General features: G+C 56.9%; 19 protein-coding genes and 2 riboswitches. Of the genes, 5 read left to right on the top strand and 14 right to left on the bottom strand.

Features of this window, described 5'->3' with window-relative positions:
* Positions 1–2: 2 nt before the first annotated feature.
* The 6 genes from BMZ67_RS08330 to purU all read right to left on the bottom strand — a co-directional run bounded on the left by BMZ67_RS08330 (position 3) and on the right by purU (position 9,282).
* On the bottom strand, positions 3–2,198 hold the full coding sequence (locus BMZ67_RS08330) for a bifunctional prephenate dehydrogenase/3-phosphoshikimate 1-carboxyvinyltransferase (protein ID WP_245749934.1): 2,196 nt from the start codon (positions 2,196–2,198) through the stop codon (positions 3–5).
* Between the two features lie 22 nt (positions 2,199–2,220).
* The gene (hisC, locus tag BMZ67_RS08325) at positions 2,221–3,351 is read right to left on the bottom strand and encodes a histidinol-phosphate transaminase (RefSeq protein ID WP_092021545.1); all 1,131 of its coding nucleotides are present in this window, start codon (positions 3,349–3,351) and stop codon (positions 2,221–2,223) included.
* Between the two features lie 50 nt (positions 3,352–3,401).
* Entirely contained in the window at positions 3,402–4,499 is a 1,098-nt protein-coding gene (gene pheA, locus BMZ67_RS08320) for a prephenate dehydratase (protein ID WP_092021543.1), read from the bottom strand.
* 2 nt (positions 4,500–4,501) lie between these two features.
* Positions 4,502–5,584, bottom strand: a complete 1,083-nt coding sequence (gene serC, locus BMZ67_RS08315; protein ID WP_092021542.1) for a 3-phosphoserine/phosphohydroxythreonine transaminase — start codon at positions 5,582–5,584, stop codon at positions 4,502–4,504.
* An 82-nt stretch (positions 5,585–5,666) separates the two neighbouring features.
* Entirely contained in the window at positions 5,667–8,285 is a 2,619-nt protein-coding gene (gyrA, locus tag BMZ67_RS08310) for a DNA gyrase subunit A (protein WP_092021540.1), read from the bottom strand.
* A 142-nt stretch (positions 8,286–8,427) separates the two neighbouring features.
* Complete coding sequence (purU, locus tag BMZ67_RS08305; protein ID WP_092021538.1) at positions 8,428–9,282, bottom strand: formyltetrahydrofolate deformylase; 855 nt, start codon at positions 9,280–9,282, stop codon at positions 8,428–8,430.
* A gap of 225 nt (positions 9,283–9,507) precedes the next feature.
* Between purU and ggt the strand changes: the two genes are divergently transcribed.
* Positions 9,508–11,247 carry a gamma-glutamyltransferase gene (ggt, locus tag BMZ67_RS08300; RefSeq protein WP_092021536.1) on the top strand — a complete coding sequence of 580 codons (1,740 nt, stop codon included), beginning with the start codon at positions 9,508–9,510 and terminating at the stop codon, positions 11,245–11,247.
* 10 nt (positions 11,248–11,257) lie between these two features.
* Here the strand turns inward: ggt and BMZ67_RS08295 are convergent, their stop codons facing one another.
* Positions 11,258–11,590 (bottom strand): DMT family transporter, encoded by a 333-nt coding sequence (locus BMZ67_RS08295; protein ID WP_092021535.1) that lies wholly within the window; start codon positions 11,588–11,590, stop codon positions 11,258–11,260.
* A 199-nt stretch (positions 11,591–11,789) separates the two neighbouring features.
* On the opposite strand from BMZ67_RS08295, the gene BMZ67_RS08290 reads away from it, so the two are divergent.
* Positions 11,790–13,469: an AMP-binding protein gene (locus BMZ67_RS08290; RefSeq protein WP_092021533.1), complete on the top strand. Its 1,680-nt coding sequence runs from the start codon at positions 11,790–11,792 to the stop codon at positions 13,467–13,469.
* A 60-nt stretch (positions 13,470–13,529) separates the two neighbouring features.
* Here BMZ67_RS08290 and BMZ67_RS08285 read toward each other — a convergent pair whose 3' ends face one another.
* Positions 13,530–14,150, bottom strand: a complete 621-nt coding sequence (locus tag BMZ67_RS08285) for a trimeric intracellular cation channel family protein (RefSeq protein WP_092021531.1) — start codon at positions 14,148–14,150, stop codon at positions 13,530–13,532.
* Positions 14,151–14,172: 22 nt separating this feature from the next.
* Positions 14,173–14,272: riboswitch (glycine riboswitch) on the bottom strand.
* Positions 14,273–14,364: riboswitch (glycine riboswitch) on the bottom strand. It abuts the riboswitch before it with no gap.
* Between the two features lie 189 nt (positions 14,365–14,553).
* Here BMZ67_RS08285 and gap point away from each other — a divergent pair.
* Positions 14,554–15,561, top strand: coding sequence for a type I glyceraldehyde-3-phosphate dehydrogenase (gap, locus tag BMZ67_RS08280; RefSeq protein WP_092021529.1), 1,008 nt, complete (start codon positions 14,554–14,556; stop codon positions 15,559–15,561).
* A gap of 33 nt (positions 15,562–15,594) precedes the next feature.
* Entirely contained in the window at positions 15,595–17,043 is a 1,449-nt protein-coding gene (gene pyk / locus BMZ67_RS08275) for a pyruvate kinase (protein WP_092021527.1), read from the top strand.
* A gap of 58 nt (positions 17,044–17,101) precedes the next feature.
* Here the strand turns inward: pyk and BMZ67_RS08270 are convergent, their stop codons facing one another.
* The 3 genes from BMZ67_RS08270 to zwf are packed head-to-tail and all read right to left on the bottom strand — an operon-like array spanning position 17,102 to position 19,923.
* Complete coding sequence (locus BMZ67_RS08270; protein ID WP_092021525.1) at positions 17,102–17,755, bottom strand: bifunctional 4-hydroxy-2-oxoglutarate aldolase/2-dehydro-3-deoxy-phosphogluconate aldolase; 654 nt, start codon at positions 17,753–17,755, stop codon at positions 17,102–17,104.
* A 19-nt stretch (positions 17,756–17,774) separates the two neighbouring features.
* Positions 17,775–18,494: a 6-phosphogluconolactonase gene (gene pgl, locus BMZ67_RS08265; RefSeq protein ID WP_092021523.1), complete on the bottom strand. Its 720-nt coding sequence runs from the start codon at positions 18,492–18,494 to the stop codon at positions 17,775–17,777.
* Positions 18,481–19,923 carry a glucose-6-phosphate dehydrogenase gene (zwf, locus tag BMZ67_RS08260; protein WP_245749932.1) on the bottom strand — a complete coding sequence of 481 codons (1,443 nt, stop codon included), beginning with the start codon at positions 19,921–19,923 and terminating at the stop codon, positions 18,481–18,483. The genes pgl and zwf overlap by 14 nt, the downstream gene beginning before the upstream one ends.
* Positions 19,924–20,160: 237 nt before the next feature.
* On the opposite strand from zwf, the gene hexR reads away from it, so the two are divergent.
* Positions 20,161–21,039 (top strand): transcriptional regulator HexR, encoded by an 879-nt coding sequence (gene hexR / locus BMZ67_RS08255; protein ID WP_092021520.1) that lies wholly within the window; start codon positions 20,161–20,163, stop codon positions 21,037–21,039.
* Between the two features lie 90 nt (positions 21,040–21,129).
* On the opposite strand, the gene BMZ67_RS08250 is transcribed toward hexR, so the two are convergent.
* The 3 genes from BMZ67_RS08250 to lon all read right to left on the bottom strand — a co-directional run bounded on the left by BMZ67_RS08250 (position 21,130) and on the right by lon (position 26,133).
* On the bottom strand, positions 21,130–22,992 hold the full coding sequence (locus BMZ67_RS08250; protein WP_092021519.1) for a SurA N-terminal domain-containing protein: 1,863 nt from the start codon (positions 22,990–22,992) through the stop codon (positions 21,130–21,132).
* A 213-nt stretch (positions 22,993–23,205) separates the two neighbouring features.
* Positions 23,206–23,478, bottom strand: coding sequence for an HU family DNA-binding protein (locus BMZ67_RS08245; RefSeq protein ID WP_092021517.1), 273 nt, complete (start codon positions 23,476–23,478; stop codon positions 23,206–23,208).
* 237 nt (positions 23,479–23,715) lie between these two features.
* A complete protein-coding gene (gene lon / locus BMZ67_RS08240) occupies positions 23,716–26,133 on the bottom strand; it encodes an endopeptidase La (RefSeq protein WP_092021515.1) in 2,418 nt (805 codons plus the stop codon).
* Positions 26,134–26,281 lie beyond the last annotated feature (148 nt).

The raw sequence follows: 26,281 nt of genomic DNA, 5'->3' as shown, positions 1-26,281 counted from the left end.
AATCAGATCCCTTCGGCGCTAATCTGGATCCCCGTGGAGCGAGCCAACTCCACAAACCCCGGGAACGATGTCGCCACGTTTGCACAATCATTGATGACAATATCACCAACCGCCCGCAGCGAAGCCACCGCAAATGACATGGCAATACGGTGATCGCCATGGCTATCCACGGAACCACCTCCGATGGTCTGACCACCGGGAATAACAATACCGTCTGGTGTTACCGTGGTCCGGACACCCAGAGCCTCAAGGCCATCCGCCATGACCTGAATACGGTCACTTTCCTTCACCCGCAATTCTTCTGCACCACGAAGAATGGTTTCACCTTCGGCGCATGCGGCCGCAATGAACAAAACGGGGAATTCATCAATCGCCAGGGGCACCTGATCTTCAGGGATATCAATACCTTTCAGGTTAGCTGAACGCACTCGCAGGTCGGCGACGGGTTCACCACCCACCTCCCGCTCGTTGGAGACTTCAATGTCTGCGCCCATCAACCGGAGGATAGTGATAACACCCACCCGGGTCGGGTTCATGCCCACATGGCGCAGGGTCAGGTCAGAATCCGGTGCAATGCTGGCTGCCACCAGGAAGAATGCTGCGGATGAAATATCCGCTGGCACGTCGATCGCCGTCGCCGTCAGGCGCCCCCCTCCGCTGACGCTGGAAACAGCACCATTGCGGTGAACATGGTAGCCAAACCCTTCCAGCATACGTTCAGTATGATCTCGCGTCGGCGCCGGCTCGGTCACAGACGTCGCCCCCTCGGAATACAGCCCTGCCAGCAGCAAACAGGACTTAACCTGCGCACTGGCTACCGGCATCTCATAGTGAATCCCGGTCAGTGCCTGACCGCCCCGGATTTTCAGGGGCGGGCGCCCGGCTTCCGCCGTTTCAATGACCGCGCCCATCGCCTTCAACGGATCCGCCACTCGTCCCATAGGCCGCTTGGACAGACTCTCGTCACCGGTCAGTTCGGAGTCAAAAGGCTGTGCCGCCAGGAGGCCGGAAAACAACCGCATCGCGGTCCCGGAATTCCCCAGGTAAAGCGGCCCTCTCGGCGCCTGCAGGCCGTCAATGCCTACCCCGTAAATGCGGACATAGCCATTATCAGGCCCTTCGATAGTCACGCCCATATCCCGGAAAGCCTGAAGGGTAGCCAGGCTGTCCTCACCTTCCAGGAACCCGTTAACCTCGGTCACACCGTCAGCCAACGCCCCCAGCATAATGGAGCGGTGGGAGATGGATTTGTCGCCCGGAACCCGAATATCACCGACCATCCGGCCACCGGGTTTAAGATGGAATGTCACCTGATTCTGGCTCATATCTGTCACGTAGGCCTGTCCTGAAAGCATTTTTGAGAAGTGTTCCCGCGCCGCCTTGGCACGACTAAAAACCGTGAGTAACGTAGCGCTGTCCTGGTTGGCTATGGCCGTGCGGAGCTGGTCCAGGTCGCGACTGAAATGATCAATAACCCGCAGCACGGCGTCCCTGTTGGACAGAAAAATATCGTGCCACATCACCGGATCGCTCGCTGCAATCCGGGTAAAGTCACGAAAGCCGCCAGCCGCGTAGCGAAAGATATCCATATTCTGGTCTTCACCGGCCAGGGTATCCACCAGTGAAAAGGCAATAAGGTGGGGAAGATGACTGGTCGCCGCGAGTACCTCGTCGTGGTAAGCAACCGACATCGTCAATACCGTTGCGCCGCAGCCTTCCCACAAACGGGTGAGCCAATCCAGCTTTACTGGGTCCGTACCCTCACCCGGGGTCAGGATAACCTTATGTTGCGCAAACAATGCGGGGTTGGCGGCGGCCACACCGCTTTTTTCAGAGCCCGCAATGGGATGGCCAGGGATAATGTTCGCCCCCAGTTCACCAAACACCGACTCAACCGCCCCAACAAAACTCGCCTTGGTGCTGCCGACATCTGTCAACAAGGTGCCTGGCGCCAGGTGAGGCTTTATTTCCGCCAGCACACTTTCCGTTGCCCTAACCGGAACCGCCACGACTACCAGGTCCGCTCCGGTTACCGCGTCGGCAATACTTGCCGCGGCTTCGTCAATCACACCAAGCTCCTGACCTAACAAAGCGTCCTCATAGCGCCTGTCAAAGGCCACCACCGTGCCGGCCAAGCGGTTCTGGCGCACCGCTGCGGCCATCGACCCACCAATAAGGCCCAGGCCGATCACCGCCATCCGCTGAAATATGGGGGTTGGCTCAGCCACGACCACCAGTTCCTGTCTCTGCAAGTACTTCGCCCAGCGCAGTCAGCAAGCGAGCATTTTCTTCCGGTAAGCCGACCGACACCCTCAAATGCCCCGGCATGCCGTAACCAGCTACCGGCCGAACGATCACGCCTTTGCGCAGCAGTGCCTGATAGATATCGCCAGCGTTGCCGCCAATCTCGACGGCAATGAAATTGCCTGCCGAAGGAATATACCCCAGGCCAAGCGCCTCAAACCCTTCTGATAACTGCTTCAGGCCAGCACTGTTCACCTGACGCGAACGGTCCAGATACGCCTGATCACCCAACACCGCAGTAGCCGCCGCGAGGGCAATAGAGTCTACGTTAAACGGCTGACGAACCCGGTTTAGGATATCGGCAATCTCCGGAGAACTGAGACTGTACCCAACCCTCAATGCAGCCAATCCCCAGGCTTTCGAGAACGTACGGGTGATGATCAGGTTGGGATAGCGCGACAGCCACGCCAGGCTATCGTCCTGACTGCCGTCTTCCAGGTATTCACAGTAGGCCTCATCCAGCACCACCAGAACCCGCTCAGGTACCCGGTCGAGAAAAGCTTCAATAGCCTCGCCGCTGTGCACCGTACCGGTCGGGTTATTCGGGTTCGCAATGAAGACGATGCTGGTACGCTCAGTGACTGCCGCAGCCATAGCGTCCAGATCATGCCCCCAGTCCCGTGCCGGAACGCTGATTCCCCGGGCACCAATGGCCTGGGCAACCAGTGGATAGACCGCAAACGCATACTGGGAGAACACAATTTCTGATGTGTGGTCCGCAAAACACCGGGCAATGACTTCTAGGATGTCATTCGAACCATTACCAAGGGTTATCTGAGCGGACTCCAGCTTCAACCGATCCGCCAGCTTCGCCTTTAATGCGAAGCCATTGCCGTCGGGATACCGGCAAAGTTCTGCCAGCGCAGCATGCGCCGCCTCCAGGGCCAACGTACTGGGCCCCAGCGGATTCTCATTACTGGCGAGTTTCACAATGCCAGACGGATCCAGCCCAAGCTCACGAGCCAACTCATCAATCGGCTTACCCGGCTGGTAAGGAGACAGCGCCCTCACCCCCTCGACAGCCAATGCCTGAACGTCAAACGACATAGTAGGGTCTCCCAGGCCGGACCGGCAGGGTCCGGCGACACGGTTTCTGACTAGAGCACACCGATTGGGTAGGAACCCAACCGCTTGAGTTCAACGGCCTCTTCATCGATTTCGGCCAGCACTTTGGCTACCTGGGGATCATCCATATGTCCTTCGAAATCGATATAGAACACATAAGCCCAGGTACCACTGGGTGACGGCCGCGTTTCAATACGGGTCAGGCTGATGCCATGGCGATGAAATGGCTCAAGCAACTGGTAAAGGGCACCAGGCTTGTTGCGCATCGAAACCAGAATGGAGGACTTGTCATGACCACTGGGACCAACCTCCTCCCGACCGATAATCAGGAAGCGGGTCGTGTTATCAGGGCGATCCTCAATATTTCCAGCAAGCTTTTCCAGACCGTACAGCTCCGCCGCCATATCGCCTGCAACCGCAGCCGTGCCCGGCTCTTCAGAAGCACGACGGGCCGCCTCGGCATTACTGCTTACCGGGACTCGTTCGATACCATAGCGGTTGGCATCCAGCCACTGACGACACTGGGCCAGGGACTGCTGGTGGGAATAAATCCGGCGAATCTCCCCTTCACGGGTCTCAGCAGATGCCAGCAGGTGATGATGAATGCGCAACTGGACTTCACCGCAAATCTTCAGCGATGACTGCATGAACATGTCGAGGGTGTGATTGATCATGCCTTCCGTGGAGTTTTCCACGGGCACAACACCGTAATGGGCCGCACCAGACTCGACTTCGCGGAACACAGCATCGATCGCAGCCAGTGGCACACTCACCACAGAGTGTCCGAAATGCTTCAGGGCAGCAGCCTGGGTAAAGGTGCCGGCCGGGCCAAGGAAGGCAATGTGCATTGGCTTTTCCAGAGCCAGGCAGGCGGACATGATTTCCCGAAACAGGCGGGCCATCTCCTCACCAGACAAAGGACCAGGGTTCTCCTCCATCACCCGACGCAGTACCTGAGCCTCCCGTTCAGGACGATAAAAGAACACGTCCTGGCCGGGGTTATAGGTCATTTTGACCTCGGCAACTTCCTGGGCACAGCGAGCCCTGGCACAGATCAGATCCATGATTTGCTGATCAATACCGTCAATACGGTCTCTCAGCTCCCCAAGCTTGGTCTGCTCATCACTCATGATCAGCCACGCTCCTCCGCAAATGCCGCCATATACTCAATCAACGCATCCACACCTGCCTCTGGCATGGCGTTGTAGATGCTTGCGCGCATTCCACCAACGGAACGGTGACCTTTCAGGTTCAACAAACCACGCTGATCCGCCCCCTTGAGGAAATCGCCGTTCAGGGCATCATCCGCCAGCGTGAACGGCACGTTCATCCGGGAGCGGAAACGCGCATCGATCGGATTGGCGTAGAAGTCACAGCCATCGATAAAGTCATACAGCTTGCGGGCTTTACGATCATTCAGCTGCCCCATGGCCTCTACGCCACCCTGAGCCTTGACCCACTTGAACACCAGGCCGGCCAGGTACCAGGAATAGGTCGCCGGCGTGTTGTACATGGAGCCGTTTTCAGCAATCACCTGGTAGTTCATCATGGTTGGCGTAATATCGCGGGCCTTACCTAGAAGGTCCTTGCGGATGATTACAACCACGAGGCCAGACGGACCGATATTTTTCTGGGCACCGGCGTAAATCAGACCAAATTTGGACACATCCAACGGACTTGAAAGAATGCTGGATGAGAAGTCTGCCACCAACGGCACATCGCCGCTTTCCGGCACAAAATCAAACTCTACACCACCGATTGTCTCGTTGGGGGTGTAGTGAAGGTAGGCGGCATTGGGGTTGGTTTTCCAGCCCGCCTGCTCCGGAATCGAGGTGAAGTTTGCGTCCGCGCCAGTGGCGACAACATTGACCTCTGCATAGCGAGCAGCTTCGGCAATGGCCTTCTTGGACCAGATACCGGTGTTGACGTAGTCCGCCTGGGTTTTATCACCGAGAAGGTTCAGCGGAATCGTCGCAAACTGGCTGCTGGCACCACCTTGCATGAACAGCACGGCGTAGTCATCTGACACACCAGCAAGCTCGCGGAAATCACGCTCAGCGGTATCGGCAATCTCAACAAACTCGTCACTCCGGTGACTCATTTCCATGACCGACATGCCGCTGCCGCGCCAATCCAGCATCTCTTCCCGTGCCTGCTTCAGCACCGCTTCCGGCAATGTTGCCGGCCCCGCGCAAAAGTTGTATGCCCTGCTCATGCTTTTCCGATCTCTCAACATTCAAGTAGTAAGACAGTTCCGATGAGCAACACTGGCCACACCGGAACTGACCTGTGACGCGTCAGTCTTCGTCGGACTGTTCACCCGCGTCCATGGCTTCACCACCTTCGACACCGTCGACGCTATCCACGCCCTCTTCCGGCTCTTCGTCGGTCTCAGCGATCCGCTCGACACCCACCAGGCGCTCATCTTCCTGAGACAGCTTGATCAGCCTGACCCCTTGGGTATTCCGGCTCAGCACCGATACCTCATCGGTGCGGGTTCGAACCAGCGTGCCTTTGTCGGTGATCAACATCATTTCATCACCGTCGAACAGTTGCAGTGCCGTCACCAGGTTGCCATTACGCTCCGAACACTGCATGGCGATAACCCCCTGGCTACCCCGACTGTAGGTTGGGAACTCTTCAATGGCGGTGCGCTTGCCGTAGCCGTTCTCACTGGCGGTGAGGATAACGCCGTTATCCTGAGGAATAATCAGCGACACCACCTGGTGCCCGTCCGGCATGCGAATCCCGCGGACACCCCTGGCCGTACGGCTCATGGGGCGAACAGCCTCTTCATTGAAGCGCACGGCTTTACCCGCGGACGAGAACAGCATGACCTCAGCGTTCCCTTCGGTGATTGCAGTGCCAATCAGGGTATCGCCTTCATCGAGGCTCAACGCAATCAGGCCACTGCTGCGCGGACGGGAGAAGTTCGGAAGCGGCGTTTTCTTGACGACGCCGTTGGACGTCGCCATCAGCACATAATGGTCTTCCGCATAGTCGGACACCGGCAGGAAGGTTGTGATCCGCTCACCCTCGTCCAATGGCAGGATATTGACCATCGGGCGGCCACGGGAGGCGCGACTTGCACGCGGAATCTCGAACACTCGCAACCAGTAAACCTTGCCCCGGTTAGAGAAGCAGAGAATAGTGTCGTGGGAATTGGCCACCAACAGCTTCTCAATGAAATCTTCTTCTTTCATGGTGGTGGCCGCCTTACCGCGACCGCCCCGGCGCTGGGCCTGGTAATCGGTAACGGCCTGGGTCTTGGCATAGCCCCCATGGGAAATCGTGACAACAAGATCTTCTTCGTCGATCAGATCGGCAATAGTCAGGTCACGACGGGAGCTGGTGATCTCGGTACGGCGCTCGTCACCATAGTCGTTAACCACTTCCGCCAGCTCATCACGAATGACCTGGAGCAGGCGCTCCGGGTTGCCCAGGATGTCCAGAAGGTCAGCAATCTTTTCCAGGATTTCCTTGTACTCGTTCTGGAGTTTTTCAGTCTCCAGACCGGTCAGGCGGTGCAGCCTCAAGTCCAGGATGGCCTGAGCCTGTTCTGGTGACAGATGGTACAGGCCATCTCTCAGCCCGAAGACCTCCGGCAGGTCGTCAGGACGGCAGGCGTCTTCGCCAGCCCGTTCCAGCATCGCCAGAACATCGCCGGGGGACCAACCGCGAGCCATCAACTTCTCTTTGGCCTCAGCCGCGGAGGGAGACGTTTTGATCAGCTCGATGATTTCGTCAATGTTGGCCAGCGCTACAGTCAGGCCTTCCAAAATGTGGCCCCGCTCGCGGGCCTTGCGCAGCTCATAGATGGTCCGACGTGTCACCACCTCACGACGATGGCGTACGAACGCATCCAGCATCTCTTTCAGATTGAGAATCTTGGGCTCGCCATTGATCAACGCCACCATGTTGATGCCGAAGACCGTTTCAAGCTGGGTCTGGGCAAACAGGTTGTTGATGATGACATCCGGGTTCTCGTTGCGACGCAACTCGATCACCACCCGAATACCTTCCTTGTTGGACTCATCCCGCAACTCGGAGATGCCTTCGATTTTCTTTTCTTTAACCAGGTCAGCGATCTTTTCGATCAACCGTGCTTTGTTCAACTGGTACGGCAGTTCGGTAATGATGATGGCGTCGCGGCCGGTCTTCTTGTCATGCTCAATTTCATGACGGGCACGGATATAGATACGCCCCCGACCAGTCCGATAAGCCTCGACGATCCCGGCGCGGCCGTTGATGATGCCCTGGGTCGGGAAATCCGGCCCCGGGATATGCTCCATCAGCTCATCGACGGTCATGTCCGGGTTATCGATTAGCGCGAGGCAGCCATTAACCACTTCCGTCAGGTTATGAGGCGGAATATTGGTCGCCATACCCACCGCGATCCCGGAAGAGCCGTTCACCAGCAGGTTTGGTACGCGGGTCGGCAAGACCTCCGGGATTTGCTCGGTGCCGTCATAGTTGGGCACGAAATCCACGGTTTCCTTGTCGAGATCCGCCAGCAGCGAGTGGGCGATCTTCTCCATACGAATTTCGGTGTAACGCATGGCAGCCGCGTTATCACCATCGATGGAACCGAAGTTACCCTGACCATCCACCAACGGATAGCGCAGCGAAAACGGCTGGGCCATACGAACAATGGTGTCGTAGACCGCAGAGTCACCATGAGGGTGGTATTTACCGATAACATCACCCACCACACGGGCGGACTTCTTGTAGGCCTTGTTCCAGTCATTGCCCAGTTCGGACATGGCGAACAGGACTCGCCGGTGTACAGGCTTGAGACCATCGCGAACATCCGGCAGGGCCCGCCCCACGATTACGCTCATGGCGTAATCCAGGTAGGACTGCTTGAGTTCGTCTTCTATATTTACCGGCAGGATCTCTTTGGCTAACTCACCCATCGAGAAAGGTTCCTTTGCGTTTACTGGAAGTCGTGACGGGAGCCGTCGAATTACCCCGCCCGGACAAGCGCCCGGGCCGATTCACCGGCTCTCTAGTTATTCTGCAACAAGCGACCGATACTACCACAAACCGGGCGCTGGCTCAGTCAAAAACCACGGTCTTGTTTTCGTACGTGATCACCCGGTCTTCAATGTGGGAGCGCAATCCTCGCGCCAGCACATTCTTCTCAACGTCCTTGCCCAGGCGAACCATGTCTTCGATGGAGTTGCTGTGGGTAATGCGGACAACGTCCTGCTCGATGATCGGCCCCTGGTCGAGATCTTCTGTCACGTAGTGGCAGGTGGCCCCGATCAGCTTGACGCCGCGGCTGTAGGCCTGGTGATAAGGCCGGGCCCCGGCAAACGACGGCAGGAAGCTGTGGTGGATATTGATGACCTTGCCCTCGTAGCGCTCACACACGTCCGGCGGCAGAATCTGCATGTAACGCGCCAGCACCACGACATCGGCTTCGTAGGAATCAATCAGTTCGCTGATGTCAGCGAATGCCTGTTCACGATTCTCTTTGTTGACCGGAATATGATGGTAGGGAATGTGATGCCACTCGACCATCCGGCGCAGATCGTCGTGATTGGAAATCACCGACACAACTTCGGCATTCAACTCCTTGCTGTGCCAGCGGTGCAACAGGTCTGCCACACAGTGGGACTCTTTGCTGCACATCAGGATCACGCGTTTTGGCTGCGCCGAGTCTGTCACCTGCCAGCGCATATCGAATTCGCGGGCAATGGGCTCGAAGGCTGCGCGGAACTGCTCCAACCCAAAGGGAATAGAGCTTGCCTTGATCTCGTGACGCATAAAGAACCAGCCGGTCTGAGTGTCCGAATGGTGACTTGCCTCGGTGATCCAGCCGTTATAAGTGGACAGGAAGTTACTGACCTTGGCCACAATTCCAACCCGGTCAGGGCAGGAAATCACAAGTCGATAGGTATGCTCCATGAAAGCCTTTCCTTACTAAACCTGGAATAGCGGACGACACAAACGCCACGCCCAAAAAAATGACCGGTTATCATAGCCTATCTGAACGCCAGAAACGAAGGGGCATTGGCTATAACCGAACTTATCACCCCTTTCCTGCGTCGCCGCGTGGGTTTAACCCAGCAGCACTGAAATTTCGACCCTATACTGAAGGCGCACTGCCCCTCCAACGACAAGGATGACCCCATGACTACCCCAACGAGAAAACACCTTCCCCCACTCACCGCCGTGCTGGTCGCCCTAAGCCTGTCGATCCCCCTCACCCCAGCCAATGCCGATGCCATCCTTGAAGGCGAGCGCTTCCACCCCGCAGTTGGGCTTAACGGCATGGTGGCAACCAGTCATACCCTGGCAACAGAGGTTGCCCTGGAGGTCCTCAAAAGTGGCGGCAACGCGATTGATGCCGCAGTAACGGCCGGGTTTGCCCTCGCGGTTACCCAACCCCGCTCCGGCAATATTGGCGGCGGCGGCTTCATGCTCATCGCCCCCGGAGATTCCAGCCCCGTCACCGCTATCGATTACCGCGAAACCGCTCCAGCGGCAGCAACTGAAACCATGTTCCAGGACGAAAATGGCGATGCCGTAACCGAACGCAGCCGTTTCACCCACCTGGCGGCTGGCGTGCCAGGCACGGTAGCCGGCCTCGCCCTGGCACTGGAGAAACACGGCACAATCGATCTGAAAACCGCGCTTGCGCCGGCCATCAAGCTGGCCCGCGAAGGATTCGTTGTACCCCCACGATTTACCGATGGCCTGGAAAGTGTCCGCGACCGCCTGCAACAATGGCCCGCCACCCGCGCCACCTTCTACAAGGAAGATGGCAGCACCTACCAACCGGGGGAACGCTTCCGCCAGCCGGAGCTTGCAGATACCCTGCAACGAATTGCCGACCACGGTACTGCAGGCTTCTATGAAGGCGAAACCGCCCGACTGATAGTTGAAGAGATGAGCCGAAATGGAGGGCTGATTACGGAAGCCGACTTGAAGAACTACCGCCCCGTAGAGCGCCAACCGGTCCGCGGCAGCTATCGGGGTTACGACATCTACTCTATGTCGCCCCCTTCCTCCGGCGGCACCCACATCATTCAGATACTGAATATCCTGGAGGGCTACCCGATGGGCGAGTACGGCCACAACTCCGCCCAGAGCATTCACCTGATGGCGGAAGCCATGAAGCTCGCCTACGCAGACCGGTCCGAGTATCTGGGAGACACCGATTTCGTCGACGTGCCCTTATCCGGACTTACCGACAAGCGTTATGCCACCGAACTCAGGGCCGACATTGATCCGGGGCAGGCCAGAGCATCGCTCGACATTCGTGCGGGCAACCCGGCCAGCTACGAAAGCAACGAGACAACCCACTTTTCCATCGTTGACCGCTGGGGCAATGCAGTGTCCAACACCTACACCATCAATTTCAGCTACGGCTCCGGAATTACCGTGACCGGCGCAGGCTTTCTCCTCAACAATGAAATGGATGATTTTAGCGCCAAACCCGGGGTACCCAACGCCTACGGACTGATTGGCGGCGAGGCCAACCGCATAGAACCAGGCAAGCGCATGCTGAGCTCCATGTCCCCGACAATTGTCAGGCGCGATGACCGGAACGTTTTGGTCACCGGCAGCCCCGGCGGCTCAAGGATCATAACCACGACATTGCAGGTACTGATGAATGTGATCGACCACGGCATGAACATCCAGTCGGCAGTATCAGCCCCGCGCATTCACCATCAGTGGCTACCGGATGAAATCCGCATTGAGAACGGCATCAGCCCGGATACCATCACTTTACTGCAGGACATGGGACACACGGTGGAAACCCGGAGTGCAATGGGCGCCATTCAGAGCATCCATATTGGCGACGATGGCATCTTGTATGGTGGTGCAGACCCAAGACGCAGCACCTCATCGGCCCAGGGCTATTAGGCGCCGCCAGTCAGTGTGAAACGGTTTGAGAGAACACGTTCATGACGACCACGCCCGCGATTATAAGCCCCATCCCAGCAATCGCGGGCAGGTCCAGACGCTGCCCAAAGAACACCCAGGCCAGAATCGTCACCATCACCACCCCCACCCCCGACCAGATCGCATAGGCAACCCCAACCGGAATAGTCCGCAGGGCCAGCGCAAGGCAATAAAAAGCCACACTGTATCCGGCCACAACCACAATGGAGGGCAGCAGGCGACTGAAGCCGTCACTTGACTTCAGCGCCGTCGTGGCAATCACTTCCGCAACAATGGCAATCACCAGATAAACCCAATACGTCATGTGCACTCACTTCCTTCAAGAAGCCGGGGATATTGGCTATCTCGGCGCAAAGGTGACAAACCCTCGCCGAACGAACCTCAAGCCGCTATGATAACTTCAACGGTCCGGCAGCGTGAGACTATCTCCGAATAAAAACAATCCCATAGGACCGGTTTGTGGGAAAACAAATAACAACACCCGACAATAAAGGAGCACCTCAATGAATGCGGTGACCACCCCAAGCACGTCGCTGGATTGCCTCGAATACTGGGCCAGCACGACACCCGATAAAATTTACCTCACCCAACCATTTCCCGATGGCAGCACCCAGGAGATCACCTGGAAGCAAGCCGCCGACGAGGTTGGCCGGATGTCCGCATACCTGAGGTCGCTGGCACTCCCTGAACGCAGCAACATCGCCATCCTCGGCAAGAACAGCGCCCACTGGATACTCGCCGATCTTGCGATCTGGGCCGCAGGCCACGTTTCCGTTCCGATGTACCCAACCCTGAATGGAGAAACCGCTGCCTACATTCTTGAGCATAGCGATGCCAAATTGCTGTTCCTTGGCAAGCTGGACGGTAAGGTCGATAGCTGGAACGACGTCAAGAACGTTATTCCCGACGACCTCCCCATTGTGTCACTGCCAATGTCACCGCGTGATGACACCCCCACTTGGGGCGACGTAATCGCATCCACGCAACCTCAGCCCCTGCATCACCCCAAACCGGATGACCTCGCAACCATCGTTTACACCTCCGGCAGTACCGGACGCCCCAAAGGCGTCATGCATAACTTTGGCGCTATCCTGTCCGTCGCCAGCGGATTGAAAGAACTGTTCCCGGTCAATAATGAAGACCGCATGCTGTCCTACCTGCCCCTCGCTCACGTCGCGGAACGTGCGGCGGTAGAAACGCTGTCGCTGTTCTTTGGTGTTCACCTGTTCTTTGCCAACTCCCTGGATACGTTCCAGGAAGATTTGCAGAGGGCACGCCCCACCCTGTTCTTCTCGGTGCCCCGGCTGTGGACCAAGTTCTACCTGGCCATCAATGAAAAGCTGCCACCGAAAAAGCAGAAGCTACTCTTCAACATTCCCCTGCTTAACCGCGTAGTAAAGAAGAAAGTGCTGACCCAGTTGGGTCTCAACCACTGTCGCGCCGCTCTGACAGGTGCAGCTCCGCTGCCTCCTGAAATCATCGCCTGGTACCGCAACCTGGGACTGGAACTGCTGGAAGTCTATGGCATGTCGGAAAACTTCGGCTACTCCCACGCCAACCGGCCAGGCGAGGCCAAGGTGGGCACGGTTGGCGTTCCCAACCCTGGCGTCGAGCAGCGCATTGGCGAAGGCGGCGAGGTTCAGGTTCGCAGCCCTGGCCAGATGATTGGTTACTTCAAGAACCCCGAGAAAACCAAGGAAGACCTGACCGACGACGGGTTCCTGAAAACCGGCGACATGGGCGAAGTGGATGCCAGCGGATACCTGCGCATCACGGGCCGGGTCAAGGACCTGTTCAAAACATCCAAGGGTAAATATGTGGTTCCGGTACCGATCGAGAACCGCTTTAACCACCCCAAGCTGGAGGTGGTCTGCATTGCTGGTGCCAATCAGCCCCAACCATTTGCCCTCGTGCTGCTGTCCGATGATGCCCGGGCAGAAATGCAATCCCCTGAAGCCAAAGCCGCCATGAACCAGGAGCTGGGCGACGTCCTCAAACAGGTCAACGCTCGCTGCGAACCCCATGAAACCCTGGCATTCGCAGTGGTCGTGAGGGAGCCGTGGACCATGGAAAACGGCATGCTGACCCCGACCATGAAGATCAAACGCAACGTAATCGAAAGCCACTACGCGGATCGCATGGATGGCTGGTACGCCGAACGTAAATCCGTTATCTGGGAGTAACCCCTTTACACCGGATCCGGCGACCGCCGGATCCGGCTTTCACCGCCCTCTCCAACCGAGTCAGTCACTCCACCGTTCCGGCGCATAGCTGAAAACGGGCAAGGAACATTGCCAGCGAATCGCCACCAGTCGCAGCAACAAACCAACACTGAACGACGCCAGCATATTTATGTCGTGATTGACGCCCCGCTCGTCGAGCCCAAGGTATAGCAGCGCAACGATCAGTGACACACTGGCATAGAGCTCATGCCGCAAAACCTGCGGCGTACGGTTGCACATGATATCTCGCAGAATTCCGCCAAAGATTCCCGTAGTAATACCAGCCATTACCACCACGACCGTGGGGTACCCCAGTTGCAGCGCTACGTTACAGCCAATAATGGTGAAGGCAACAAGCCCCATCGCATCCAGAACCAGAAATAACTGATGCAGGTGCTTCATGAAGCGGGCAATCAGCATGGTGATCAAACCTGCTGAAATGGTGAGATAGATGTACGAAGGATGCTGGGTCCAGGAAACCGGATAGTTTCCAAGCAAAATATCGCGAACCGTGCCGCCCCCCAGGGCCGTCAGGAACGCAATCAGGGCTACCCCGAACAGATCCATGTTACGACGACCGGCCGCGAGCGCGCCGGACATGGCTTCGGTGGTAATGGCTATCACATAGACATAGGTCAGCACACAGTACTCCTGTGAAGGTTGTGCCTCTCCCTCTGTCCTGTGTACCTGAGAGTTTACGTGGCCTGTCGCCACTTGCCCCTTCGGTGGGTCACTCGGAGTGACCGCTCTCCAGCCGGCTTTTCGAGAATGTCGCAGTACCTGTGCCTGAGCGATTATGGGAGTTTGCGCCTTCGGCGGAGGCCTGACATTGGCCCCTCTCTCCTGCGAGGGCGCCATTATACCGCCCCTCAACGACATAGCCACCCCAATATTCCCCCCTACCGTTGCACGCGGTGTAAACGTAAGTTTACATTCTTATTGCCATCTCAAGACGTTGGTATCAATTACAACCTGAGGAAATGTTGATACAATTACTACATTCTCCCAAAGAGGCATCCTAGCCAGGGTAACAAGGAGAAAGACCATGACCATTCGTGTAGCCATTAATGGGTTTGGGCGAATTGGTCGCAACGTTTTGCGAGCGCTGTACGAAAGCGACTACCGCGACCAAATCCGAGTGATTGCCATCAATGACCTTGGAAGTGCCGAAAGCAATGCCCACTTGCTGAAGCACGACAGTGTCCACGGCAAGTTTCCCGGCATTATCAGCCACAACGCCGAGGCCCTGACGGTCAACGGTGACCACATTGCCGTCACCGCCATCAAGGATCCCGCGGACCTGCCTTGGCGCAGCTACCATATCGACGTCGTCCTGGAATGCACAGGGGCATTCACCGACCATAAACAAGCCAGCAGGCATCTGGCCGCAGGCGCCAAGAAAGTACTGATTTCCGCGCCGTCCAAGGACCCGGATGCCATGGTGGTTTATGGCATTAACCATGACATCCTGCGCCCTGAACACCAGATCATTTCCTGCGCATCCTGCACCACCAATTGCCTGGCACCGGTTGCCAAACCCCTCCATGATGCCATGGGCATCGAGAGCGGCCTGATGACAACCATCCACGCCTACACGCACGACCAACCCGTCACCGATGCCTGGGGCGGAGACCTCTATCGGTCAAGAGCTGCCACCCAGTCGATGATCCCAACCCGAACCGGGGCAGCCAGTGCGATTGGCAAGATCATTCCCGAGCTGGAGGGGCGACTCGATGGCCTGGCCGTCCGGGTTCCCACCATCAACGTCTCCCTGGTGGACTTCAGTTTCCTTGCCCAACGCGACACCACCGCCGAGGAAGTCAATGCCGTGATGGAAGCCGCGGCCCAACACAACTCAATACTGGCCTGCAGCAGCGAACCGCTGGTCAGCATTGATTTTAACCACAACCCACTCTCCAGCATTTTCGACACCAACCACACCCGCGTGATCGGTCGTCACGTCAAAGTCATGGCCTGGTACGACAATGAATGGGGGTTCTCAAACCGATTATTGGACAACACGCTAGCCGCCATGCAGGCTCGCCATCATTAACCCGATTATTTTCAGAGAAAAGGACAAGCACCTATGCTGAGGCGCACCAAAATTGTCGCCACACTCGGACCCTCAACCGATTCCCCCGAGTCACTCACCGCCATCCTCAAGGCCGGCGTCAACGTCACCCGCCTTAATTTTTCCCACGGCAGCGCACAAGACCACATCGAGCGCGCACGTCTGGTGCGGGAAGCCTCTACGGCCCTTGGCCTGAACACGGCCATTTTGGCGGACCTCCAGGGCCCGAAACTTCGGGTGGCACGCTTTCGTGACAACAAAGTCACGCTCAAGGCCGGGCAATCGTTTGTTCTGGATGCCACCAAAGACAAAGAAGACGGCGATGAACATGGCGTCGGAATCGACTACGAGCAGCTTATTCAGGACGTAACACCAGGAGACATTCTGGTGCTCGACGATGGGCGCATCGAGATGCGGGTAGACTCGGTTGATGATCACAGCATCACCTCGACGGTCCTGATTGGTGGTCCCCTGTCCAACAACAAGGGGCTCAACAAACGAGGTGGCGGCCTGTCCGCCGATGCCCTGACTGAAAAGGACAAGGCGGACATCAAGACCGCAGCGGCCCTCGAAGCCGACTATGTTGCAGTCTCATTCGTGCGAACAGCCGACGACCTCCATACCGCTCGCGAACTCCTACGTGCGGCCGGTTCAGAGGCCGGCCTGGTCGCAAAAATTGAGCGGGCGGAACTTGCCCACGATGAAGCGGTACTGGACGAGGTAATCCGCGCATCCGACGCTGTCATGGTGGCTCGGGGAGACCTCGCCGTAGAAATTGGCGATGCGGAGCTGGTGGGCGTGCAAAAGCACATCATCGCCCGCGCTCGCAGCCTCAACAGGGTGGTCATCACTGCCACGCAGATGATGGAATCCATGATAGAAAGCCCCATGCCCACCCGGGCTGAAGTGTCCGACGTGGCCAATGCCGTGCTCGACCACACCGATGCGGTCATGCTGTCCGCAGAAACGGCGGTTGGGGACTACCCCGTTGAAGCGGTCGAAGCGATGGTGCGAATCTGCCTCGGCGCCGAGAAACACCCATCCATGCGCCAGTCAAAACACCGCATCAACGAAACCATGGAACGGGTGGATGAAGCCATTGCCTTGTCAGCCATGTATGCGGCCAACCACCTCGAGGGCATCAAGGCGCTGATCTGCCTGACCGAAACCGGCGCTACCCCGTTGCTGATGTCACGTATTAAATCCGGCCTGCCGATCTTCGCGTTCTCGCGCCACGGCGCAACCCAGCGGAGAGTCGCATTGTACCGGGGCGTCCAGACCGTGCCGTTTGACTCGGTTGAGATTCCCAATGATGAAATCAACGCCCGCGCCGTTGCCGAACTTCAGCAGCGCGGTATCGTCAATCAGGGGGATCTGGTGATCATTACCAAAGGGGATTACGCCAACGCACAAGGTGGCACCAACACCCTTAAGATAGCCCAGGTTGGCGAGGCAATCCGTTAGCGATCGCCGCCAGGCCCGCCCAGTGCGGGCCTGGCGCTCTTGGTGATATCAACAGCAATCAGCGCCCCAGTTCAGCAAGGCTGTCCCTGGCGACCCCTGAAATCAACGGCCAGTCACGTTGCCTGACCGCCTCTCTGGGCGTCAGCCAGCTCCCCCCTACCGCCAGCACGTTATCCAGGTCCAGGTACTGTCGAGCGGTTTCCCGGCGAATCCCCCCCGTCGGGCAGAACTGAACATCCGGGAAAGGCCCCGCAAGCGCCTTCAAGGCAGGAATCCCTCCCGCTACTTCAGCCGGAAAGAACTTAAAATCACGGTACCCCATGGCATAGCCCAGCATCAGCTCAGACGCTGTCGCAATCCCGGGAACCAATGGGACGTCAGAGCCCAATCCATGCTGGAGGATTGCCTCCGTTACCCCCGGCGTCACCACAAACTGAGCCCCCGCCTGCTCCACCGCACGGTATTGCTGAACGTTTGTGACCGTGCCAGCACCAACCCAGACTTCCGGCAAGGTCTCTCGCAACTGGGCAATAGCCCCCAGCCCGTGCTCCGTACGCAACGTGATCTCTAGTATCCGAATACCACCAGCCACCAAGGCCTTGCACAACGGAAAAGCATCATCCGGATTCTCAATGGTAATTACCGGAATCAACGGACTTGCGCTCATCAAGTCATGGATACGGCTACGATAGACATCAGACAACTGGGACATAGATATCTCCGGCTAAAGGTCAGGCACTCCAGAACACAACGACACCCAGGCTCAAAAACAGGCGAATGGGCATCTCCGCAACATCATCCAGGCGCTCACTCGCCTGCTTAAGGGCCTCAAGCTTGTCCATACCCTTCAGGTGCAGGGCCTTGTACTGCGCTCCGCCAAGCGCTCGCAACGTCAGTGACACCCGCGGGTGAGACTGTGAGGGCGGCGTCAACGCTAACACCCTGGCAGGCTTGCTGGCATCCAGCGCGGCATATAACTCTGGAGCATCGGGAAAGAGCGATGCCGTATGGCCATCCACTCCCATCCCCAAAACCAGCGCCGTCAGCGGCCATTCAATCAGGTCCAGGGCCTTTTCCGCCTGCCGGCAACCATCAGCCACAGACACATTATCCTGCCAGATCGGAACATACCTGGCTGCCGACGCCGGCCCGCGCAGCAGGTACTGCTTGACTAGGCGTGCGTTGCTCGCCGGGTCATCCTCATTGACACAACGCTCATCCACCAACACCACATCGACACGAGACCAGTCGATGGGCTTGCAACTAAGTAACTCCAGAAAGGCAATAGGCGTTTTTCCGCCAGAGACCGCAAGACTGGCCCTACCTGGCCGTTGCAGACGATCATCCAACACCCCCGCCACCTTCTCCGCCAGCATACTGGCGACAGAGTGGCCATCGTCGCCGATGACCATATCTACATTATTGGGTAACTCGAAGTCAGGCGTCTTCATACCAACTCCTGCCATCCCGAGTGATCATCGCAATTGAAGCAACCGGGCCCCAGGTCCCTGAAGCATAGCGCTTGGGATAGGGGTCATGATCACTCCAGGTCGTGATCAGCCGGTCAACCCAACGCCAGGCATGTTCCACTTCGTCCCGGCGAACGAAAAGGTACTGACTGCCCTTCATGACCTCCCACAACAGCCGCTCATAAGCATCGGGGGTTCGGTCAGCCCCGAAGGCTTCGGAAAACGTGAGTTCAAGTGGCCCCCGCCGAAGGCGCATCCCTTTGTCCAACCCCTGGTCCTTGGTCAAAATCTGCAACGTCATTCCTTCATCGGGTTGCAAACGAATGATCAGCTTGTTGTTGGCCAAGTGCTTCTGATCCGGATCAAAAATGTAATGTGGAGCAGGCTTGAAATGGATAATGATCTGCGAAAGCTTTTCAGGTAACCGCTTGCCGGTACGGATATAGAATGGCACGCCCGCCCAACGCCAGTTTTCAATCTCGACCTTGAGGGCAACAAAGGTCTCTGTGGTGCTATTGCGATCAGCCCCCTCCTCGTCCAGATACCCCGGAACGGACTGGCCCAGACTGCTGCCCGCAGCGTACTGACCTCGCACCAAATGGGTTTCCATTAAGTCCGGCGTGATCGGTTTCAGTGCCTTCAGCACTTTGACCTTCTCATCTCGGATGCTATCTGCAGACAGGTCTGCCGGTGGGTCCATGGCAATCAGGCACAGCAACTGCAACAGGTGATTCTGAATCATGTCGCGAATCTGGCCCGCCTTGTCGAAATACCCCCAACGCCCCTCAATACCAACGCTTTCAGCCACAGTGATTTCCACATGGGATATGTGGTTCTGATCCCATTGGGAGGCAAAAAAGTTGTTGGCAAATCGCAGTGCAATGAGGTTCTGAACAGTTTCCTTTCCGAGGTAGTGATCAATTCGAAAAATCTGGTCTTCCCGGTACACGTCCGCCAACTGATCATTGATAATCCTTGACGTTTCCAGGTCATGACCAATGGGTTTCTCTACAACCACCCGGGTTTTTCGTGTGCAGCAGGCGGAATCCCGCAGGTTTCGGGCGATAACCCCATAGAGCGACGGCGGCGTCGCCATATAGACAATCAAAGCATTGGAGCTGCCGTCCCGCCAGCCATTTAACCCCTCGTAGTGAGATGGCTCCGAAAAATCGATACGCTGGTATTCCACCCGACCGACCAGTCGCGCCAAGGCCTCGCTATCGAGCTCAGCGTCCGCTATACGGTCCTGCAGATGCGTTGCCAGCAGGCTGCGCGCCTCTTCCGTATCAATATTCTTGCGCGCAAGCGCCAAAACCCGACTTTCCCTTGCCAGCAATCCTGAACGTTCTAGCTGATATAACGCCGGAAACAACTTTCGCCGCGCCAGGTCGCCCAATGCACCAAAAATCATCAAATCACTGCGGGTATCGAACTCGTTGTCCACAGAAGCTCCCACCTGCCCTCGCAGCAAGACGCTGAAACAAGAAAGCAGACCGTCAATGTAGTAATTTTATCTAAATAATGGCACTGTCACTCTCAAGATGCCAATGCAAAAACCTTGCCGTGACATCTTTACTACCGCAACAGTAACCAAGACAGTCTATAATTCGCCCCACTGTCGATTTGGACAACTCAGGAGCAAAACGGTATGGCCGTGACCCACTCACGCCGCGATGACAATTTGCTGGAAGAAATCCAGGCGCGACTGGACAGCCTGAACAAATCCGAACGCAAGGTCGCCGAAGCCATTCTTCGCGACCCCTCCGCCGCCACCCGTTATAGCATTGCCGCCCTGGCCCGAACCGCCGACGTGAGCGAGCCAACGGTCAACCGGTTCTGCCGCGGATTTTCCGCATCCGGGTTTCCAGACTTCAAGATCAGGTTGGCACAGAGCATCGCCACCGGCACGCCCTACATCGGCCAGAATATTGAGCCAGATGACTCCGTAGCGGAATTTGCTGACAAGATCATGCTGACCACCATGGCAACCATCGATAAAGCCCGCCAGGGGCTGTCTCCGAAGGATCTTGCCACCGCCATCGATTTCCTCATCCAGGCCAAACAGATCAACTTTTTTGGCATGGGCGGCTCGGCTCCGGTCGCCCTGGATGCCCAGCACAAGTTCTTCCGCTTTAACATACCGGTGATGTGTTACGACGATGCACTGATGCAACGAATGGTCTCTGCCGGCAGCAGTACCGGCGATGTCATCGTGATCATCTCGTACACCGGACGCACCAAAGAAAGCATCGAGATTGCTCAGGACGCCCGCGCCAACGGTGCCACGGTCATCGCAATCACCACACCCGGCTCCCCCCTCGCTGAGGTCTGCACGGTGGTTCTTGGGGTCAGTGCCGATGAGGACACCGAAGTTTATATGCCCATGGCATCAAGAATCGTCCATCTCACCATCATCGACATTCTGGCGACCGGAGTAACGTTGAAACGCGGAGAAGACTTCCGCGACCACCTGAAGAAAATCAAGGACAGCCTGAAACCAACACGGTTACCACCCCAGGCATCCTGAGCGGTCACCAACAGACCAAAAAAAAGCCCGGAGCCAATTAGCTCCGGGCTTTTTTTGCATCAGCTGTGCGCTGCGGCACTGGCGCACCGATTACGGGCGCTCAACCTCTGCAACGTCTCGCAGATACTGCTGATAGGCAGCGTATTCCTGCTGGCCCTGCAGTGAAGCCATGAACCGGCTGAGCTGGATCAGCTCTGCGGTATCAATGTCCTCAACGTTACCACTCACCGTGTCCAGCGCGATAATCACAACGCCATCAGCGATATCGGCACGTCCGTAGACCGGTTGACCGGATTCAGGACGGGGCAGCGCAAACACTTTGCTAATAACCGCTGGCGCAGCCGACACATCGTTACGGCCCTGATCGGCGTGGCTTTCCCAGCTGCCAGAAACGCTGTCCAGCTCTGCCAGAGTGCTGCCTGACTCAAGCGCCTCAATGACTTCGTCGGCACGGACCGCTAACAACTCACGAGTCTTCTGTTGGAGCAGTGCAGCATGAATCTCAGCCGCAACCTCTTCCAGAGGCAGTTGCGCCGCAGGGACGTGGGCTTTAACCCGTGCGACGACGGACACATTGTCGCCCACATCGATCAGCTCGGTATTGTAGCCTTCTTCGAGAACGTCTTCGGAATAGAGCTGACGAACCAGTCCGGCATGGTCGAACGGCGGCATACCGCCTTCACGGGTTACACCGTCCTTCTCACGAACTTCCAGACCCAACTCTTGCGCCGGGCCAGCCAGGTTGTCCGCAGAGTACGCGGAATCTGCCAGCTCGCTACGCGCCTTGGAGTAGGCTTCACCAGCTTGTTCAAGAGCCAGCTCAGAGCGGATAAGCTCTTCCATTTCAGCCAAGCTGGGAACGTCCGATTTCCGGACATCCAGCAACTTGATGAAGTGTGTACCGAAGCTACTGCGAACGGGCCCCGACACTTCATCTACTGACAAAGCAAACATCGCCTCTTCATAGGCTTCATCAAACATGCCACGGCCAACAAATCCAACATCGCCGCCCATCTGGGCAGAGGCAATATCCGCCGAGTAGGTCTTCGCCAACTCGGCAAAGTCTTCGCCGTCAGCAAGCTTCTGCTGAACCTCAGCAATGGTTTGTTCGGCATCGTCACCGTCTTCAATGAGGATATGAGCCGTGTGACGCTCCTCGTTAGCCATTTCTGCGGCACGCTCTTCATAGCGCTGATTAACGGCTTCAGCAGACACACTCTCAGGATCCGCCACGGCAGCCATCGACAGTGTAATGTATTCCGCAGTTACGGTTTCCGGGCGGGTAAACAGGGCCTGGTTGGCCTCATAATATTCCGCAACGTCTTCATCGGTTACCTGGACCTGAGCAGACACTTCGTCAACAGACATGGTCAGCGTACGGAAATCCCGGGTCTGTCCCTGCAACGCCATGAGCTGTTCAGCGCCAGACTTGGCAACGAAACCGCTTTGGCTGATGCCAGTGCGGATCTGGTTGACCACCACCTGCTTGCGCAGGGCGTCGCGGAACTCGCCCACCCCCATGCCAAAACTGTTACGAACCACCGCCACAAACTGGTCGCGGTTAAACTGTCCGTTCACCTGGAACTGGGGCATTTGGGTAATCAGGCGGTCGATGTCGGCATCGGACAATTCGAGCCCCTGAGTAGCGGCATCCTGAGTCAGCACCCGCTCCTGGATCAGGCCATCGAGAACTTCCCGGCGAATTTGGTTCTCGTCCAGCAACGAGGGGTCTGGTACGTCCATCTGCCCCAACCTGCGCTGGCTTTCCATCTGAACAACGCGCAGAAACTCGCGTTCGGTGATGTCCTCACCGTTGACCGTCGCCACCTCCGGCTCACCGGAGAAGCCGCCAACAATGGCGTCCATACCCCAGATGGACAATGAAATAATCAATACAACGATGATGACCTTGGCAATGGTGCCCTGGGCGTTATCCCGAATATCTTGAAGCATGTTCCTCCCGGATCGCCAACCGATTGATACCCCCCTCAACATTTGCAGGGTTCTTTAACCAGCAGCGTCAGGCCTCTAATAGTTCAATGTGTTCTGGAACGTAAAAAGGCGCACCCGGATAGGAATGCGCCTCAGGTTCTTTTGAAGCAGTGTCAGGGGATTCCCAAACAGCTTCAGCGGCACCCCAGCGGTATAACGCTGAGTGAAAGACCGTTACTTAACGGCGTCTTTCAGGGCCTTACCAGCTTTGAAGCCCGGTACCTTGGACGCTGGGATCTTGATCTCGGCGCCAGTTTGCGGGTTACGACCAGTGCGTGCTGCACGCTCCTTCACAGAGAAGGTACCGAAACCGATCAGAGTCACCTGATCGCCTTTTTTCAGGGCATCTGTTACAGCGCCAGTCATTGCATCCAGCGCGCGACCTGCGCTTGCTTTGGAAATATCAGCGGACTCTGCAATTGCATCGATAAGTTCGGACTTGTTCACACTAAACCCCTTCGATTTCAGGTTGAAGATGTTATAGATAGGTTTGTTTTTTTAGGACGTTCCCGACTATCGCATAGGCAGTCAGAGAATTCCATTCTTCACTATTTTTATTCCATTCGGTTACAAACCGCATTTCGGAATAGGCATTAACTGCGCGGGAGCCCTTGGTATTGGCTGCTTCACGGCGAAACAGTTATACCAACGGGCTCTCGCGCATGTCAACAACGCAGCGCGGGTTTAATGGGTATTTATGCGCTCCGAGGTGTCACTGTCATCATCCCGGGGTTTGCTTGCCGCCCCTTCAGCAGACACCGATTCCGCCAGAGGCTCCGGCGCGTAAGCCAGAGCAATATCCAGCACTTCGTCAATCCACTTCACTGGCTTAATCTCAAGAGAACTCTTGATATTCTCAGGTATCTCCTTGAGATCACGCACATTTTCATCAGGGATGATCACGGTCTTGATGCCACCCCGGTGGGCCGCAAGCAGCTTTTCCTTGAGCCCGCCAATGGCCAGAACACGCCCCCTCAGAGTGATCTCACCTGTCATTGCGACATCCGCACGCACCGGAATCTGGGTCAGCGCGGAAACCAGCGCCGTGCACATACCAATGCCGGCGCTGGGGCCGTCTTTCGGGGTTGCCCCTTCCGGAACATGCACGTGCAGATCATGCTTCTCATGGAAATCATCGCTGAATCCAAGCCCGGTGGCACGGCTTCTGACCACCGTCAATGCCGCCTGGATGGACTCCTGCATGACATCACCCAGGGATCCGGTCTTGACCACGCGCCCCTTACCCTTGGTCAGGGCACACTCAATGGTCAGCAGCTCACCGCCAACCTGAGTCCACGCCAGACCGGTGACCTGCCCGATCTGATTCTTCTCTTCGGCCAGGCCATATTTGAACTTCTGAACGCCGGAATAGTCTTCCAGCATGTCCGGGGTCAGGGTCAGCGATTGCTTCTTGCCGCTTTCAACATGCTCCCGAACCACCTTACGGCAGATCTTAGCGATTTCACGTTCCAGGCCTCGTACGCCCGCCTCACGGGTGTAGTAACGAATCAGGTCCCGAAGCGTTTCCTCCGGCAGCTCCAATTCTTTCTCACCCAGCCCGTTGGCCTTGATCTGCTTCGGCAACAGGTAACGAAGCGCAATGTTCACCTTCTCATCCTCGGTGTAACCCGGGATACGGATGATTTCCATCCGATCCAGCAAGGCCGGCGGGATGTCCATCGAGTTAGAGGTACATACGAACATTACATCCGACAGGTCGTAATCGACCTCAAGGTAATGATCGTTAAAGGTATGGTTCTGTTCGGGGTCCAGCACCTCCAGCAACGCAGAAGCCGGATCACCACGGTGGTCCATCCCCATCTTGTCGATTTCATCGAACAGGAACAGCGGGTTCTTTACACCCACCTTGGCCAGTTTCTGCAGCAGCTTTCCTGGCAACGCACCGATGTAGGTCTTGCGGTGACCACGAATCTCCGCCTCATCGCGCACGCCACCCAGCGCCATCCGGGTGTACTTGCGGTTGGTTGCCCGGGCAATAGACTGTCCCAGCGACGTTTTACCGACGCCTGGAGGCCCAACCAGGCACAACACCGGCCCTTTCACCTTTTTCACCCGGCTCTGGACAGCAAGGTATTCCAGAATCCGCTTTTTGACCTCTTCCAGACCATAGTGGTCCTGATCCAGGATTTCCTTGGCCTTCTCCAGATCGTGACGTACCCGGCTGCGCTTTTTCCAGGGTACCGCCAACATCCAGTCGATGTAGCCACGAACAACCGTGGCCTCCGCCGACATCGGAGACATCATCTTGAGCTTGTTCAGCTCAGACTCGGTTTTCTTGCGAGCCTCTTCCGGCAAGCCCGCTTCCTCAAGCTTCTGCTCCAGCTCGTCGAAGTCGCTGGCACCCTCGCCCAGCTGCCCCATTTCCTTCTGGATCGCCTTCATCTGCTCATTGAGGTAATACTCTCGCTGGCTGCGCTCCATTTGCTTTTTGACGCGGCCGCGAATGCGCTTCTCGACTTCAATGAGGTCGATTTCGCCATCCAGCTTACCCAGCAGCAGATCAACACGCTGACCAACGTCCAGCGCCTCCAGAAGCTCCTGCTTTTCGGGAATGCGCAGCTCCAGGTGAGCCGCCATGGTGTCCACCAGACGCTCAATCTCAGTGATGCCGGTCAGTGCATTGGACACTTCCGACGGCACTTTCTTGGACAGCTTGACGTACTTCTCAAACTCGTCCATCAGAGTCTTCAGCAGAACGCCACCTTCACGCTCAGGCAGCGTGTCGTCTTCCATCAGAAGCGCCTGACCGGTCAGGTACTCACCTTCCTCGACCGCCTGGATTCTTGCCCTGGTATTACCTTCTACCAGCACCTTGACGGTGCCGTCTGGCAACCTCAGCAACTGCAGGACAGTCGCCAGGGTTCCCATATCAAAGACATCTTCAGGACCCGGCTCATCGGTCCCTGCATCACGCTGGGCGACCAGAAGGATTTCCTTGCTCCCCTCCATTGCGGCTTCCAGGGCCTGAATTGACTTATCTCGCCCCACAAACAGCGGAACCACCATGTGCGGGAATACCACAACGTCCCGCAGCGGGAGCATCGGGTATGTTTGCACGGAATCTTCGGGAATCAGGGTCATACGAAATCCTCTGACTTTGTTTCTTTCAGCTTACCATCGTTCATTGGGGCACTTGTGAAAATTGCAATGTATTTGCAATCAGATTTGTAAGTGTAAGTTGTGGAAATCAAGGCGCGTCTCGACGGCAGAAGCATCGAAACAAGGATCG

It is taken from the genome of Marinobacter zhejiangensis (assembly GCF_900114775.1).
GTDB classification, from domain to species: Bacteria; Pseudomonadota; Gammaproteobacteria; order Pseudomonadales; family Oleiphilaceae; genus Marinobacter; species Marinobacter zhejiangensis.
The sequence above is the reverse complement of the archived record's forward strand: the minus strand, read 5'-3'. Positions and strand labels throughout refer to the sequence as shown.